The organism is Calothrix anomala FACHB-343, assembly GCF_014696435.1.
Lineage (GTDB): Bacteria > Cyanobacteriota > Cyanobacteriia > Cyanobacteriales > Nostocaceae > Aulosira > Aulosira anomala_A.
Map to the genome: position 1 here is coordinate 104699 of NZ_JACJQG010000002.1, position 18170 is coordinate 122868.

The 18170-nt window shown below is 41.9% G+C and carries 10 protein-coding genes and 1 tRNA gene; 2 read left to right on the forward strand and 9 right to left on the reverse strand.

The window, feature by feature from the left end; genetic code table 11:
- Window positions 1-13 precede the first annotated feature (13 nt).
- On the forward strand, window positions 14-160 hold the full coding sequence (locus tag H6G08_RS01345; protein WP_242046038.1) for a hypothetical protein: 147 nt from the start codon (window positions 14-16) through the stop codon (window positions 158-160).
- A gap of 644 nt (window positions 161-804) precedes the next feature.
- Window positions 805-1689, forward strand: coding sequence for an SDR family oxidoreductase (locus H6G08_RS01350; RefSeq protein WP_190538506.1), 885 nt, complete (start codon window positions 805-807; stop codon window positions 1687-1689).
- 318 nt (window positions 1690-2007) lie between these two features.
- Here H6G08_RS01350 and H6G08_RS01355 read toward each other — a convergent pair whose 3' ends face one another.
- The 9 genes from H6G08_RS01355 to H6G08_RS01395 form a co-directional block, all read right to left on the reverse strand.
- Window positions 2008-2199, reverse strand: a complete 192-nt coding sequence (locus H6G08_RS01355) for a hypothetical protein (RefSeq protein WP_190538598.1) — start codon at window positions 2197-2199, stop codon at window positions 2008-2010.
- 75 nt (window positions 2200-2274) lie between these two features.
- Entirely contained in the window at window positions 2275-3603 is a 1329-nt protein-coding gene (locus H6G08_RS01360; protein WP_190538507.1) for an ABC transporter substrate-binding protein, read from the reverse strand.
- A gap of 512 nt (window positions 3604-4115) precedes the next feature.
- Window positions 4116-5174, reverse strand: a complete 1059-nt coding sequence (locus tag H6G08_RS01365; RefSeq protein WP_190538508.1) for a class I SAM-dependent methyltransferase — start codon at window positions 5172-5174, stop codon at window positions 4116-4118.
- 1019 nt (window positions 5175-6193) lie between these two features.
- A tRNA-Ser gene (locus H6G08_RS01370) sits at window positions 6194-6285 on the reverse strand.
- A gap of 289 nt (window positions 6286-6574) precedes the next feature.
- Window positions 6575-7507: a 15-cis-phytoene synthase CrtB gene (gene crtB / locus H6G08_RS01375; protein WP_096642945.1), complete on the reverse strand. Its 933-nt coding sequence runs from the start codon at window positions 7505-7507 to the stop codon at window positions 6575-6577.
- Window positions 7491-8930, reverse strand: a complete 1440-nt coding sequence (pds, locus tag H6G08_RS01380; RefSeq protein WP_190538509.1) for a 15-cis-phytoene desaturase — start codon at window positions 8928-8930, stop codon at window positions 7491-7493. Before pds ends, crtB begins: the two co-directional genes overlap by 17 nt.
- Window positions 8931-9093: 163 nt before the next feature.
- Window positions 9094-9252, reverse strand: a complete 159-nt coding sequence (locus tag H6G08_RS01385) for a hypothetical protein (RefSeq protein ID WP_190538510.1) — start codon at window positions 9250-9252, stop codon at window positions 9094-9096.
- A 101-nt stretch (window positions 9253-9353) separates the two neighbouring features.
- Window positions 9354-10004, reverse strand: a complete 651-nt coding sequence (locus H6G08_RS01390) for a sugar transferase (protein WP_190538511.1) — start codon at window positions 10002-10004, stop codon at window positions 9354-9356.
- A gap of 385 nt (window positions 10005-10389) precedes the next feature.
- Window positions 10390-17178, reverse strand: coding sequence for a DUF4347 domain-containing protein (locus H6G08_RS01395; protein WP_190538512.1), 6789 nt, complete (start codon window positions 17176-17178; stop codon window positions 10390-10392).
- Window positions 17179-18170: the final 992 nt, after the last annotated feature.

An 18170-nucleotide genomic window follows, 5' to 3' on the forward strand; every position in this document is an offset into this window, starting at 1 on the left:
AAATCAACACAAAATGATAACTACTTTAATCTCTGCAACAGATCTTACAAGTGCTAGAGCCGAAATAGAAGTTAATTATTTTGGTACCCTAAATATGTGTCGTGCATTTGCCCCAGTTTTGCAAGCTAATGGCGGTGGCGCGATTGCCAAATTAATTTAATTGAGAGTTGAGTACAGATTACCGTTGATTGTAGGGGCACTGGCACTGCCATGCCCCGAAGCGCGTACCTAATTTACCTGCAATATACTGTATATATAGGAATCCGATTTGATTTCTGAAAAAATCTAAGTATATGTAGGGTGCGTTATCACGAAGTGTAACGCACCGTATTATGGGATTTGGTGCGTTGCGCTGCGCGACAACACACCCTACGTATTTGTTAAAAAATCAAATATGAATCCTATATCAGTAGTAAGGGTACAACATTTTTGTACCCTTATCATTGTATGTATTAGGTTGGTTTGAACGAAGTGAAACCCAACAATTATAATACTTTAATATGTTGGGTTTCTTCCTTCAAGCCAATTTACATTCGGATCGTATTTTTTGTGAAATGGTGTAAACCGTGGTGCCTTGCGCTATGCGACAACACACCCTACTGAGAATTTTTTAAATATTAGTTCGGTTGCATATAAAATAAGATATTGTTTCAACTAAGTAACAAAGTAGGAATAAACAGAACTATATTTAGCAATTTCCAAAAATTGGCATTGATTTTCTAGTAAGGACTGAAGTACGCACAACAAACCTTTAACTATTTACTCTACTAGATTTATCTATAGTTAGATTATTTTCCAAAAAATATGAAAAAATTATTGATTACTGGCGCGAGTGGTTTTTTAGGATGGCATATTTGTCAATTAGCTAAAACAGAATGGGAAGTTTACGGTACTTATTTTTACCATGCTCTAGAAATACCTGATGTCAAGATGCAAAAAGTTAACTTGACAGAATTTCAAGAATTAAAAGATATATTTAATAATATTAATCCAACCGCAGTTATTCATACTGCAGCACTTTCTCAACCCAACTTTTGCCAAAATAATCCTGAAGAATCCTATCAAATTAATGTCACAGCATCATGTAATATAGCTGGACTTTGTGCAGATTATCAAATTCCTTGTGCATTTACATCAACAGATTTAGTTTTCAATGGCTTAAATGCTCCCTATAAAGAAACAGATACAGTATGTCCTGTAAATATTTATGGAGAGCAAAAAATTCAAGCTGAATTAGGTATGTTAGCAAGATATCCTAAAACCGCAGTCTGTCGAATGCCATTAATGTTTGGCACAGTTACGCCAACTGCAAACAGCTTCATTCAACCTTTTATAAATACATTAAAATCAGGTAAAGAACTGAATTTATTTATAGATGAATTTCGTACACCAGCAAGTGGTACAACTGCTGCTAAAGGCTTATTATTAGCTTTAGAAAAAGTTCAAGGATTAATTCACTTAGGCGGTAAAGAAAGAATTTCGCGTTATGATTTTGGTCAGTTATTAGTAGAGGTATTTCAAATTAGCGATGCGAAAATTAAAGGCTGTTATCAAAAAGATGTAAAAATGGCAGCACCAAGACCTGCAGATGTTTCTTTAGATAGTTCTAAAGCCTTTGCGTTAGGATATCAACCATTATCTATAAAAGAAGAATTAACAGCATTATTTACCAGACCATATTTTAGTTGAGGAAATAATCATGAAGAGCGTGAATAAAGAACCTCTGACGACAAAATGCAATTATTTTCAAATACAAATTAATTAAAATGAAATACCAACAACTAAGAAGGAATTCAACGCCAAAACGCCAAGGACGCAGAGAGAAGAGGAAATAGAAGGAATCTATGCTTAACTGATAGCAATTTGTAAAAAGAATGCGACAGATGGTAGGGGCATGGCACTGCCATGCCCTCTAGAATATATTGATGTGCCGCAAAAACTATATAAATAAAATCACGCAAGGACAAAACCTTTGCGTGATTTTTAATAGTTATGTATTACCAATAACTACTGCTGTGAATAAGCTTCCATTGGCAGACAAGAACAGACAAAATTCCTATCGCCAAAAGCTGCATCAATTCTACCGACGCTCGGCCAGAATTTATTTTGGCGAGTCCAAGGTGCGGGGTAGGCGGCTTGTTCGCGAGAATAGGGATGATTCCATTCGCCAGTGACTAAATGTTGGGTTACCCAGCACAAAGCCTCTTCTGGTCTACGTTCCTCAACCTAACCTTGTATATTGAGAGTTTAAAAACAAGCCCTAGCCCCTAAACCCTATTTCGGGCTAACCTTGTCAATCACCTTAATTTGTCCATCATCGCCAACAGTCCAAACATCGTAGACACCAACCACATCACCATTAGCGTCAATATCTACGTTACCACTGGCTCCTTGGTAGTTAATAGTTTTACCTTCTTTCAGTAATTTTAACCCCTCACAAACATCGGTAACTTCTGTACCAGGCCCAGCAGAAACTTCTCGGATTTTACTGGCGATACCTACACCTGTATTTTCCTTAGCAGCTTGCGCAGCTAAGGCTAAAAGTGCAGCTGCGTCCCAAGATTGAGGTGCGTATTCTCCAGGAGTACCGCCTTTTTTCTCTTTCCACAGCTTGTTAAAACTTTCCAAAGCTTTACCATCAGAACCGGGTACTGTACCGATCGCGCCAGCTAATATGTATTTACCGTCACTACCTTTACCCACTTGCTCTGGGAAAGTAGGTGCTTTTACCCCATCTGTGAGCAGAATTTGCACACCTTTCGTCAAGCCTTGCTGATAAGCCGCTTTGAGGAACAAACTACCTGTCTCCGCATAAAGTACCGCTAATACAGCATCCGGTTTCCCCGCAAAAGCCGCACCAGCTTCGGTATCAAATGTCTGGGCTTTCGGGTCATAGCGGACTGGTTTATCTTTATTAACTACAGTTCCGCCTAATTTTTCAAAAGTTTCTACAAATGCTTTTTCAAAACCAACACCGTAGTCATTGTTAATCACTACAGTGGAAACGCGCTTAAATCCTTTTTTCTTAGCAAGTTGAGCTAAAGCTAGTGCTTGATAGGTATCTGGGGGAGCAGTCCGCGCCCAAAAGCCTTGAAAGTCACCTTTTTTCGCCTTTTCTGTAAATACCGGGCTGGTACTACCAGGAGAAACCAGCATCACTTTATTGGGTGTAGCTACGGAGATAGCCGCAGTAGAAACGCTACTAGCAAAAGAACCCACTACACCAGCAACCTTATCTAAAGTCGCCAGTTTAGTCATACCCGCAGCACCAGCTTTCGGATCGGTTTGATCGTCTACTGGAACTAAGGTTACAGGTTCACCATTAACGCCACCACATGCATTAACTGTATCAACCAGCAAAGGAACCGAACCCACCATTTGCTGACCGATAGATGCTAAGTCACCAGTTGTAGGTAATAGAGAGCCTATTTTCAATCCCTTAGCGCTACTTGGTGCGGTAGTTGAGTTACCTGCTGGACTAGCGGAAGTTCCAGTGCTACCTGTGGTATTGGGGTTTGTCGCAGTTTCACTACAAGCCCCTAAAAATACGCCTGTTGCTAGGGTAGCCACACTCAAGGCTAAAGCAGTACGAATTCTGTGCATAAATACTTTCACTCCTCTATTCTTTAGGAGTCTGAAAGTAAGATTCTAACTATATTTTCAGGTTAGATAGCTTTAAACAGACTCCAAAGCATAAATAATATCATCCTCCTGCAGATATAGACGTAGTTACGCCGACATTAATACCTATATCTGAAGACAGATTTTGATAGAGTGTGAATAGCTTTGATCGCCACTTGATGAATAATCTGATAATATTAAGTTTTTTAACAGTTTCCGCAAGTCATCAAAAAGGTGGGTGGGTATTCACATTTCCGAATCTTGAAAGAAATAAAATATACATTTACTACAAATGATGAGCGTGATTCCCAAGGGCATAATTTATTTTTTGCCAGTCCCAGATTGGAGAATACCAATTCAGTAGTCAAAGCATTTTAATAGATGGTGAGCCAATTTTTAACAGGTTATTACTGAGATAATCAACCCTCAAATTGTTGCACCATCTACATAGTAAAAATTGGTTTTTATTTTTCTTGAAAAGCCATTAAATAACTTTATTCTGGCTTATGAGCAATCCAATATTTACTTAAAAAATGGGTTTGTGTCTCAATATTTGCAAATCCTGCTTTTTCTAAACGTGCTACCAAATTATCATTAATGTAATGCTTGTAGTAAGGTTCATGGTATTGTGTGTGGAAGTTGTGCATGATCGCACCCATTTCCGGAGAGTCATCTAATTGGATTGAGTCACAGATAATAAACATTCCACCTGGTTTTGTCACTCGAAAACATTCGTTTATGACCGTCTGACGAACTGTTGCTGGTAGCTCATGAAAAAGAAAAACAGAAGTGACAGCATGAAAATAATTATCTACATAAGGTAGCTTTTCAGCATTGGCTTGTAAGAGTTGTGGTAATTCACCAGGAATTTGCGATAAAATTTCATTTGCTTTACGCAAATAAGCTGGGGATAAATCAGTACCATATAATGATGCTTTAGGCAGGGCAGACCGAATCATCTTCAGAGTATGGCCAGTTCCACAAGCTACATCTAAAATCCGAATTTTGTGTGCTCTAACTGACTGAAAAACCTTTAAACCTTGCTTAAGAGGCGCAAGAACACGCCGACGCATTGCATCAGATGTTCCATTAAATAAAAGTTCGACTTGCAAGTCATATAAATTAGCAGACATATCACTTAAATAGCCATCAGATTGATGATGGAAGTTCTGCAAGTAGTAACCAGGATATCCATCTGTCTCGATTGCTGGCGAAAAGTTTTGATATTTACTTTTTTGTAGTCGATTTAATATTTGAGTAATATCAAGCCATATCATGGGATACATAAGGAAAAAATCTTCCCAGCGATTATCAAACAGTAAAGCTTTTGGATAAACTCCTGCTTCAGCATCCTGCCAGTCTATTTCTAGTAAATTGTTATATTTTTGTTGTAATTGCAATAATAACTCGTTTGGGATTTCTTCCATCCTCTGTTTAAATTTTGGAAGCAATATATTACTAATTTGTTCAACTAATATTTTGTGAGTTTGACCAAAAAAAGCTTTGCCTTGTTGGAATGTTTGATAGCTAAATTTAGTTAAAGTATCAGACATAAAAATCCTTTATGTGGTTGATTTGAGTTAACTATTTTTTTATTACTATTGCCGGATAATCATCTAGTATCCATTAGCAAAAGCTGTTCTGATTGCTGAAGAAGCTCCATTTCTTAAAGAAGTAGTCTTTAAGTTAAATTTAAGTAACAAAAGTTTAGGCATTAAAATAAATTGTAAAAAAAATATAAAAATATGTCTAGTTATTTTAGGAATTTTTTGTGTAGATTTACTGTCAATCTCATATTGACAAAAATCTGTGATTGTGCATTAAAAAATATTTTCCTGACGCTATTTCAGGATCGAAAGCCAAAAATTTTTTCAAATACTAAACTGAGAGAATTAGCGTTTTTGCTCTGACTGTCAAGGCATATTCAATCAATCAATAGCCTGTTTCTTGGCTTGCTTTCGAGGTATCATCTTCAGTAGACAGACAAATCTAAATATTAATAATTAGGACAGTAGCGATCTTCACTTAAAAAGCGAATTGTCGGATTTTTGATAGTAGTTTTAATCTAATACTAATTCTTTATGAAGCTGCACATTAACGCCCGCAGCTTAGAAGCCTGAGGCTAAACAAACATAGACGCGGAGCGGCTTCCTGCAGGGTAGCCTGTCTGCCCAGGCTAAATTAAATGCATCTTCATATTGAGTTAGTATAGGATATAACATATTTAATTTGCGTATTAAATTCTATCAATCTTTTGTGGGGCAGACAAAATGCCTGACTCGATAATACGGGGAGCATCCCAATTTTGACGCAATACCCTAGAAGGGTATTGCTATACCAACAAAGCCTGCCTTCGCAGGCTAAAAGTTTGATAGCCTGCGAAGGCAGGCTTCGTATTTCTAGCCCCACCCTTATAGGGTGAGGGCTTTTTTGCACATTTGGGATGCTTCCATAATACAAAGACTATAGTTAGTATGTATTAGCTTTAATGTTGTTGAGGATATTCTGGGACACTTAACAACAAAAAAGAGATGAAAATTTAATTTCATCTCTTTTTCACTAGGTCGAAAAACGGAGAGGGAGGGATTCGAACCCTCGGTACGGAGTTGCCTGCCGTACAACAGATTAGCAATCTGCCGCTTTCGACCACTCAGCCACCTCTCCAAGCTGTCACGAATATTAATAGTAGCGGATACTGTGAGGAAAGTCAAATACTTTTTTTAGTCATTTGTCATTCTTACAAAGTTCTGATGCCTGCGGCAAGCCGCTCCGCGTCTACGGAGGTTTCCTCCGATCAGACTTTGCGCTTTGTCATTTGTCATTGGTTAAAAGCGGTGGGGCTATTGAACCTTGCCGAGCGCCGATGAATTTTTGTACGGGCGGGTTTAAGCGATATGTCTTTGTTTCCATAAAAATCTCGTAAAACCCGCCCCTACTGACTATTGACTAATTTTCATAGGACTTGCGATCGCATCCAAGCCAAGGGTAAGGTACGCAATTTTTTCCACTGGGGGACGTAGGCACGTTGAGCGAACACATCGTAATCATTGCGTTCAATGACGTTTAAAATTTGACTGTAATGCATCAACGCTGCCCACACAGGTAACCGGGCATCGGCACAGAGGTAGGAAATTCCTCTTTCTGCTTTAGTGTAGAAGTCTCTGGCGCGGGTAATTTGGAAGTCCATTAAGGCACGCCAGCGATCGTCTACAACACCCTTAAATAGCTCTTCCTCGGTATAGTTAAATCTTGCTAAGTCTTCTAAAGGAATGTAAATTCGCCCTCGGCGCGCATCTTCGCCAACGTCTCTCAAGATATTGGTAAGTTGCTTGGCAATTCCCAAGGCAATTTCTTCTTTTACAGGGACGTAAGGCTGTTGTTCGCGATACCAAGGTGCGGTGTTGCGATTATCATCCAGCCCCATGATCGCTGTGGACATCAAGCCTACAGTGCCAGCGACGCGGTAACAGTAGAGGTATAATTCCTCAAAAGTTTCGTAGCGACTGCGGTATAAATCCATGCGCTGACCGGCGATCATATCCCGAAAGGGTTGAATGTCTACCGGAAAGCGTTGAATGGTATCTGCTAAAGCAACATCAAAGTTTTCTACTGGCTGTCCAGCAAAAATCGCTTCTAGCTGCTTCTCCCATAAATCTAGGGTTTCTGGCGTAGTCATAGCAGATGCAGGGCCATCTACCAGCTCATCTGTCCGGCGACACCAAGCATAAATTGCCCAAACGGCGGGACGCTTTTCTTTACTCAACAGCAAAGTGCTGAGGTAAAAAGTCGCGGAATACTTGGCGATGAGTTGCCGACAAAGTTTGTAGGAATCGTCTACAGAGACCAGCGTTTTCATGCGCGGGGGTGAATCAGGCAGTTGCAGCATTCGTTGCGGGCGATCGGGTGAGCGTTTGCGGGTTTGAGGCACTTGCCACCGGGACTGCTTGCGAGATCGCCTGCGCTGTCAGCTTACCAGAAAGTACGGCCCCTTCCATACTGGCTAAATAGCGTTGCATGGTGTAATCTCCAGTGAGATAGAAGTTAGCGATCGGGGTTTTCTGCGAAGGACGGTGCTGTTGACGACCGGGAGTCGCTTTGTAAACTGAACGCGGCGTTTTCACCACATGATATTTCAGCAGCTGGGCTGGATTGTCTCCACCAAAGTGTTGGGGGAAGAGTTTTTCTAGTTCGGCAAGGGTTGCATCGACAATTTCCGCATCGGATTTGGCGATCCAATCTTTCGCCGGTGCTAGAACTAATTCCAGCATTGAGCGATCGGGATTAGCATATCCACGGCAGGTATTGCTCATATCAGCATAAACGCTGAGGAGGGGCGATCGCGAAAATAGTAAGTGGTCAATTTCTGTTAACTTGCGATCAAACCACAGATGGAGGTTAATTACTGGTACTCCTTCTAAGCCATCTAGCTGCTGGAAAAACTCCATTTGCTTCCAGGGTGCTGGTAGCATGACCTTGAAGGGGTCAACGGGCATGGCAGATACATACAAATCAGCCGTTAATACTTCATCTTCTGCCCCATCGAGTCCCCGAATTAAGAATCCCCTGACGGTACCATCTTCGTTGAGCAAAATTTCTTTTAAAGGGGCATTTAATCTGACTTCACCACCGCGTTCGGTGATGTAATCTACTATTGGCTGACACAATCGCTCAGTTGGTGAACCATCTAAGAAAGCCATTGTGGAGCCTTTCTTTTCTTGCAGAAAGCGATTGAGGGCTGTCAGCAGAATAGTCGCAGAAATTTCTTCTGGCCCAATGAAGTTTAATGCTTTAGACATAGCAATAAAAACTTCTTTTTCTACTCTTAGGGGAATGTTTTGCTTTTGCAGCCATTCCGTCCAGGAGTATTTATCCATTTCTTCTACGTATTTTTGCCCTTGTACCATTGCTGGTAATAAGCCAAGGCCAAAACGAATTTTTTCTGGCCAGGTGAGCATATCGTTGTTTCGCAAAATTGCCACTATGCCATTTAAGGGTGCTGGCAAATCTGGAAAGTCAAAACGGCTATATGTACCTGGGGCCTCGGGCTGGTTGAAGATCATGGTGTGTTCTTTCCACTGCAAACGATCTTCAATCCCCAGTTCTTTGAATAGCTGCAAAATATTGGGGTATGCCCCAAAAAATATGTGCAGACCTGTTTCGTACCAGTCTCCGTCAGCGTCTTGCCACGCTGCCACTTTCCCGCCTAATACGTCTCGGCGTTCCAAGACGATGGGGGTGTGACCCGCGTCTGTGAGATATTTTGCGCAGGAAAGTCCTGCTAGACCCGCTCCCGCGATCGCTACTCGCATTTAACCCTACTGCTTTTCAATATTTCTTAATCGTTTTGCCGTTCTCATTATACGTTGCAATCTGTTACATTTAGCAGTTTTTGTGCGATCGCTTTTCTAAAAAAACTTTGAAATGTCCTGCCCTAACGCTGTTCAACCTAGCAAAAATCAAGGTTTAGCATTGCTAAACCTTGATTTTCCGACTACTGGTAATCAGACTCAGAAATTTTTTTGACTGACTTTTGCCAGGACTGGCGAAAATTCTTGGCTTTTTCTGGGTTCTACGGTCTTCATCCAAGTTATAAAGATTACCACCATTTTCCATAAAGCGTGTTTTTTGCACACTTTATCATTCATTTGTCAACCGTAAATCAACTATTTAATAGCACTCAAACCCAAAAAACCCTATGTATTTAATGAGAAACTGGAGATTTTGAATGGCGATCAGTAAGCTCCATTGCGATTAAATACTACGAGAATAGTTTTGATAATTAGCTGTAGATCGTAAATATTAGACCATTTAAATTGATAAGCCAAATCCAATTTGACTATATCTTCAAAATCCTCTATTTTAGAACGGCCATTGACTTGCCATTCGCCTGTCATTCCCGGTTTAACCAGCAAGCGTTTAAAGTGATGCGGCTGATAATTTTCAACTTCATCAAGGGTGGGTGGACGAGTACCAACTAAGCTCATATCACCCATTAACACATTCCAAAATTGTGGTAATTCATCTAAGCTAGTGCGGCGGAGAAAAGCACCAATGCGAGTAATTCGCGGGTCTTTGTGATTCTTAAAAATATTGCCTTTAGCCTGATTTTTGACTAAATGCTTCATATTTTCCGCATTGACTAGCATGGTGCGGAACTTCCAAATGCGGAAAGTTTGACCATTTAAACCGCAACGTAGCTGACTATAAAAAATCGGGCCGGGATTATCTAATTTAATGGCGATCGCTATGGGAATTGTTAGTACTGCTGTTATCGTTAAGCCAATGACAGCACCAACAATATCAATTAATCGCTTCAAGTTACAGGTAGCGGAAGGATGTACCCTTTGTTGAAAATTATAAATTTCTGGAAGATGAACCTGCATTGGTTTTTAGGTAAAGATAGTAAGTAAGAGTTTGTTAATACGCTGGCAATTTATATACTACTTTTCATCAGTCAGATAACTTTTCAGCAGCTAGAAGTAATTATCTGTATATCAAATCTAATTGCTGGAAAAGTAGCAATTATGGAAATCGTTCCCATTCAATACCAATAAAATTTGGATTTATTGGCATTGAATTTTTTCCCATACAAAAAAGCGAAATTAGAGAATTTACAGCTACTTTTAGAAACCATAGGTTCAAGTTTTCTTCGTCTTCTCCCCTCGTCTAAACTTCTACAAAATATCTAGGGAGTGGTAGGCATATCTAAGTGCTAGATAAACCAACATTATCAATGCCTAATCCACTTAAAAACCTACAGATTTAGCTTCAAGCAAGGGGAAGATATGCATCTGTGAGTGTATAGGTTTCTCCACCAGATTTAACTGTAATATCCAAGAGATCTCCACCTGTTGGGGTTAATGTGGGTAAAGTTCCCTTAATTCTGTTGTCAGAGACATAAGACAGTTTTGCAGCTACTCCACCTACGGTTACTGTGGTGTCGGCGAGAGTACCAAAGTTATCTCCACCAAGGACAAAAGATTGACCACCAATCGCCGGAGCGCGCCAGGGGAAGATATCGTACACTGTCATGTTGATTGCGGCTGGATCCAAAGGAGTGGCAACGGCGATCGCATCGTCACTTAAATCAATACCTAACAAGGCACCACCAGGGCCAGTCAGCAAATCTAACCCATCTAAAACCCCGGTCATTGTGTCTTTTTGTTTGACCTGAGTGCCATCAGCATTCATTTGGAATCGGTAGATCGGGCCGTTCCAGTCTTGGGCAAGTAAATTACCTCGTAGTTGTCCGTTGAAGGCTGTGGCGCGATACTCGACAATACCATTGGTGGAAGCCGTCATCGTCGCGATGGGAGCGGTGTACTTCCCAGGAATACTAGGATCTGAGGCTTTATAGTAAACGTTTTGGCGATCGTCAGTGCGTCCTCTGTTACGGTTGGGGCTACCGTAGTAGGCTCCTTGAGTAATTAGATTTAACTCATCAGGTGAGCCACTTACCATTGGTTGCTGTGTGGTTGCTGAGGTTGAGAAGTCCCCAAACCCAGCATTAGCACCGTTATCGGTAGCATAAATTTTTCCTTTGGTAGTGTAAACCAAGTCAAAAGAGTTACGCAGACCGCTAGCATAAACGGAAACATCAACCCCAGGTACAACATTAGCAACGCCACCATTTAATTGATGGTCTTCCGCACCAATGGTTTCTCCTGGAGGAGGAGTATAACCACTGGGGAAAGAAGTGGGCACGATACTGCCAGCAGGTACGGTGTATTCAATCTTGCCATTGAAATTAGCCTTAGTAATTTCTGCCTTCAGCATTGCTGCTGTAAAGTAAGATTCTGGTACACCACCAATTTCATCAGCAGTAATACCCGCATTGGTGTTGCTACCTACGACAATGTAAAGGTCGCCCTTGTTATCAAACTCTAAGCCATTGACCCCATGATCGTGGTTGGATACGCCAATTCCACTGATTAGCGATTGGCGATTAGAGAAGTTAGCCCCTGATAGGACAGACACCTCACCACTGTAAGGAGAAAGTTGTGTTTCTGGGAATGCACCACCGCCGTTAGCATATAACTTGCTGTGAGAGACATAAATTTTAGGTTCCGTGTCATAAGGGTTGAAAGCAATACCTAAAATTTGCGCATTGTACAGCCCTTTGATGGTATTGATTGCCTGAATAGCGGTGACATTGTAATTGTCATCAAAGGTGTAAGCGCGAATTGACCCATCATAGAAGCCCACATAGAGCCTACCATCTGGCCCCCATGCACCCACCGTTGGGTTGGCGACATTGGCGATATTATCGTCTGCGGTGATACTAGGATCGTTAACATTGGTGATGTCAACAATCTTCTTGTTAAAGCTGATTGCTACCACATCATCATCTAGTACGGTTACAGGCAGCGATCGCACAGTAAGATTGTTGTAATTACTGTCAGTACTGCTAGCTGTGTGAGTAATGGTAGTGTAATGAATCCCCTCTGCTGCTGTGTCATTAATCGCAGTGACTGTAACTGTCTGAGGAGTATCCCAGTTAGTGGGAGTAAAGGTGACTGCGGTTTTATTGGTATTGAGTTGATTACCTGAGTTGATGTTGATGGTGACATTGGCTGTCGGCTTCGTATTTAAAACGACTTCATAAGTATCATTACCAGCCGCTTCATTGACTTGGGTGTCACCATTGGTTTGCTTGATAATCACCGCAGGCCCTTCGAGGGCAATCACCTCAATACCAGCAATTGTGGCAACATCCACACTAGCATTCAGATCTAAGTTGAGGAAACCATCACTGATAAAGAAAGGCTGATCGATTGTCTTCACCAAAGCAGAGTTTTGTCCTGGGAAGAAAGCGTTCTTAGATTCTTCAAAAATATCCAAGTCATCCAGAACCAAATCGCCTTCTACCTTGACATCAAACACCCGTTGAGCATAGTTTGTCTTGGTTGGTTCCACAAAATGCAGCTTCAGGGTGTAAGCACCTTCAGCCACTGGAATTTGGTAAGATAAATCCTTAGCCGATCGCACATTTTGATAAAGTGCATCATCATTGGTCTTAAAGATTTCCGTGGTACTAGCAACCGCGCTGACAATTCCCCCAACAGAAAACACATCCCGATTCCAGACGCGCCCAGTTGTATCGGTATAAAGGGCTGCATTATTGGGAGCAGATGTACCTGTACCCGTATTAATCCGAATTGACTTGTCTTGGGTCAAGCGGACATAATCTAACCGCGCTGCATCTCCTGACTCTTCAAAGCCTTTGATTTGGATGCGATCGCCTGATTTGACGGCGAGGTTTTCTATAGCCCGGATTTCCCACTTATTGTTGATTGTGGCGGTAGCTCCATTTATATTGCGATTAGAGTTAACCGTGCCCCTCAGGGTGTCGTTAACGTAGACTTCAAAATTCGCATTGCCATCACTCTCATCCCAGAATGCCAAATTCAGGTCATAAGTCCCAGCAGCCCCGCTATAAACAAAATTGGCTGTCCCCGTTTCATTGGCTGACCCATTGACAAAGGTGATTAACTTACCACCGTAAGCTCCAATTCCAGATGAGGTTTCTATGCGATAGCCACTCAACACCATGTCTTCTGCTTCAACCAGAATATCTCCTGGAGGAATTGGCGCATTTGCGGCTGTGACATTAACTGTGAAACTGGTAGAGGTAGAAAGTCCACCTGTATCTTTGGCTTGGACTGTCAGTTGTGAGCTACCTGTTGCTGTGGGCGAATAGTTCAGCGTTAATTGCCCAGTGGTGGGATTAATGCTAGGAGCTACTTCAAACAACCCGGCATTGGTATTACCAGTAACGGTATAAGTCAAAGCAGAATCAGCATCTTGAGCATCAGCAAAAGCATTCCACAGATTGATGAGAGTATCCGATGCATTCTGGGTAACCGTGACATTACCAATACCCGAAGTTGTTGGTGCTGTATTACCAGGAATAATTACATTAACGGTGAAGGTAGTATCAGTAAACAGACCACCTGTATCTGTGGCGCGTACTGTCAGTTGTGAGCTACCCGTCGCTGTAGGCGAATAGTTGAGGGTTAATTGCCCATTTGTTGAGTTAATGCTAGGCGCAACCTCAAACAGCCCAGCATTGGTATTCTTCACTACATCATATTTTAATGCGGTGTCTGGGTCTTGCAGGTCGCTGAAAGCATCAAACAAGTTAATAACTGTATTTGGTGCATTTTGCGTTACAGATACGTTAGCAATACCTGTAGTGCTGGGTGCTGTATTGATGGGTGTACCAGAAGCAGGTACTAAGCGAATATAGTCTGTACGTACGGCTTCGCCAGCATCCTCAAAACCTTTGAGTTGAATGCGAGTACCAGATTGCAAAGCAACAGCCTGAGCAACTAGTTTTTCTACCTTGTTAGCAGCAGATGCAGTACTACCACCAGGGCTTTGGTTGAAGGTGAGAGTATTCAGCAGCGAGCCACCAGCAGAGACTTCTAAACGAGCATTTCCATCGGTTTCATCCCAGTAGGAAACATAAATATCGTATGCGTCTGCTGCTCCCTCAAAGTCAAAGTATGCCGTTCCTGTTTCATTAGCGGCTCCATTGATCAAGCTAAGACCTTTACCCCCAGAACCACTAGAGAGGTTCTCTACCCTAAAGCCGTCAATAACAACTAGACTCTCAGCTTCAATCTTGATTTCACCTACAGGAGGAGGTGTAGTCACATTGACTGCAAAGCTAACGTCTGTGGAAAGGCCGCCTGTGTCAGTGGCGCGTACTGTTAGTTGTGCAGTACCTGTTGCTGTGGGCGAGTAGTTGAGAGTTAACTCCCCAGTTGTGGCGTTAATGCTGGGAGCTACTTCAAATAATGCGCCATTGGTATTGTTAACAATGCTATATTTCAGTGTGGTATCTGAATCTTGCAAATCGCTGAAGACATCAAACAATTTGATGACTGTATTTGCAGCATTTTTGACTACAGAGATATCAGCAATACCTGTGCTGGTGGGAGCAGTATTGGCGGGAGTACCAGAAGATGGAACAAATCTAATAAAGTCAGTACGGGCATGTTCCGATGCATCTTCATAACCCCGTAGCTCAATCAGAGTACCGGGTTGGAGAGATACTGCTTGAGCGAGCATCACTTCCCGCTTGTTGGTGGTGGTGGCTGTGGTACCACCTGGGCTTTGGTTAAATGTGAGGGTATTTAATAAGGTTCCACCAGCCAAGAGTTCTAGGCGGGAATTACCATCACTCTCATCCCAGAAAGAGACATAGATGTCATAGGTTCCAGTCGCCCCGGCAAAACCTATAGAAGCGGTTCCTGTTTCATTACTTGCGCCACCTACAAAGCTGATACCTTGACCGTTGGAGGCTCCACCGCCACTAAGGTTCTCTTTCTTGAAGCCTGTGAGAACCATATTTTCTGCTTCAATCTTAATTTCACCTACAGGAGCAGGTTCAGTGACATTAACATTGAAGCTAGTATCAGTAAAAAGACCTGCTGTGTCCGTAGCTCTAACTGTAATTTGAGCGCCACCTGTGGCTGTAGGTGAGTAGTTGAGGGTCAACTCCCCAGTGCTGGAATTAATGCTAGGAGCTGCCTCAAATAGATTGGGATTGGTATTGCTAACGATGCTATAGGTGAGGGCAGTATCTGCATCTTGCGCATCTGCGAATACATCAAATAATTTGATGACTGTATTCTGAGCATTTTGCACAACAGAGACATTAGCAATCCCGGTGCTGGTAGGTGCGGTATTGGTTGGCGTACCAGAAACAGGAACTAAGCGGATGAAGTCGATGCGGGTTGCTTCGTTTGATTCTTCAAAGCCTTGTAATTGGATGCGGCTACCTTGCTGTAAAGATACAGCCTGAGCTACTTTGGCTTCCCGCTTATTACCAGTAGTCGGACTACCTGAACTTGTACTTTGGTTAAAGTTAACTGTACCTAATTGAGTGCCGTTGACTGAGAGGTTAACGCTACCAACGCCATCATTTTCATCCCAGTAGGAAAGGTAAATGTCATATAAGGCAGCAGCACCTGTAAAGTCAAAGTAGGCTGTGCCAGTTTCTGATCCTGCACTACCAACAAAACTGATTCCTTGCCCGCCTGAAGCCCCTGCTGCGGTTAGGGTTTCTTTTCTGAAGGTGTTTAAAACAAAAGCTTCAGCTTCTATTTTGACTTCTGTGGGTGTGGAGGGAAGATTTAGTTGTAAGGTTTTGACATTTGACACTGGCCCGGTAGTGCCATCGGCTAATTTTTGGGCCGCCATGATGTAGTTGAAACCTTTGTAGCCGTTCTGAGTGCTGAGTGTGGATAGGGTGATGGGAACATCAACTGTTCCAGAGGCACCTATTGTGACTGTAACCTCGTTTACCCCAGTGACACTATTGGCTTCAAAGGGGTCAATATCAAAGGCTGTGCCATCGGTTTTGGTAAACATGGCTCCCCCAACACTCAGCAAGGATACTTGAGCGCCAGGTGTACCTGTAATCCGGACTGTTTGATTGGCAGATTCAACGATCGCCTGAGATCCAGAAACCCCTAAAATTTCAATAGTTGGTGTAGTGGGTTGATTGAGCTTGAGGAAAACTTGCGAACCATCAACACTGTCGGGAATGCGGTAGAGTTCTCCAGTAATGCTGGTGTTGTCGTCAAACTCTACAGTGACGATTGAACCAATCATTTCTAAACCAGAAACACTGGCAGACTCTTGCGGCCCTGGTGCAGCAGTTCCCTTGGTGCTGGTTGGGTCCATGTCAATGGAGAAGGTTAAGGTCTTACCTGCGCCAAAGTCTGTAAACAGTATTTCTAGACCCTGAAAACCACCATCTTTAGCTAACAGGTAATTGGTTGTCACATTACCAACACCTGGATTGCTATCAAGCGTCAATGCTTTGGCGATGGTATCACCACCTGTGCCATTGGGGTCAAAAATGATATCTGGGAGAAAGCCAGCGCTGGTATCAATGAAGATGCGGCGGATTTTTTGTCCGGTGGTGGAGTTGTTTGTGAGTTGGAAACTACCACTGCTGAAGGTACTAGAGTTAATCCCATTACCAGACTGATCGACTTTTAAATATGCTGAGGCTTCCAATACACCGCCATAAGCCGCCATTACCTCTTCTGGGAATGCTAATGCAGATTTTATTTTGCCAATGACTGCATCTAATTCCCACTTACCACCGAGAGCGCTATTACCTACATTTGTTGTAGCAGCAGCGACATTAGCACCTGTAATTTTGCTAATTTGTTCTACCAACTGCAATCCGGATGGTGTGGCAGCTAAGTTACAGCCATACAGGAGAATGTCGGCTTGGGGTAGTAATGCTTTAGACCAAACTTGCAGGCGATCGCGATCGCGTTGGAGACTGTTTAAACTTAGTTCAGTTGCGCCAAGTAGTAACTTTCCTGGCTGTCCATGAGAGACAATGTGAATTGCGGCTACAGAATTTAGCTGGCTTAACTTTTCACTGATTTGCCATACTCCATCCTGAGTAGAATCGAGACGAAACACATCTGTGATGTTAGAACGCACTCCATTGATCAGGCTTTCATAGCTTTCTACGCCAGAATCAACAAAGACAATCTCCCGTCGTAGCGAATCCTGATTCTGCAAATATGTGGAGTGAATTAGTTTCTTTAAAAAAAACTTAAAAGATTGTGGGAAGAAATGATATAATTCCATATTCTGAATAGTTATTAACTTACCTAGTAAACACCCGATATTTTGACTTGTACTACGGCGTAGTAATGAATACAAATGTGAGTTTCACAGCTTTAAATATGGGAATGCTTGTATATTTTTGTAGTACGATTCAGGAGAACTGGCAAAAATTTGACATCCTCCCAGAGGAGTATTTTTACTCGCGCTGATTTCCATTAACCCAATTTGTAATTGAGCTAATGATGCTGGTATTTGGTGGTTTGCTTTGATAGTAAGTATCAAATGGTGCTGCTACTGATAGATGTGTTGTATTATTTACATCACACTTTTTATAACCAAGAATATCTTGGCGATCGCAATTATCAACAACCTCAATTTAGGCTTTGATGTGCAATTATACAGGTAATGAGTCTTTTTTGATACCAGTGGTTGGCTCGTTTAACCCATGTATGTAACCGCTAGTCGCAGAAATTAGCATGATTTGGGGCTACTGACACCTGAAATTTTTTTCGAGCGAGAACACATAGAAATACATCTACAAGTATTAGAAAACACGAAGTGCCCTAGATTAAGCAAGACCCAGGGATTTTTTTTACTTAAACTTAATAAACAAATTTCCCGGCGCTAAAAATCTGGAATCAAAAACCCTTACTTTAACTATGTCGGCGATTAAGAAAAGGTGTCTTTAAAGTTAAGATGAGGTTATGGCAAGATAACTCGGATACATTTTTTATTGGTCATAAAGCCCTGAGACTGTTGAAAGCTATACCAGACAAGCGGTTTAACTGTGGTAGAAAACGCTTTATGGTAGAATCACAGAGAAAAGTTAAAGATATCGTAAAGTCATCTACCATAGTTACTTATAGATGTGTTTTAATCCCGATTAGTGAGATAAACCACTGTTGATCGCGGCTGTGGTCTAAAGGGAGAAGCTACCTCAAAAT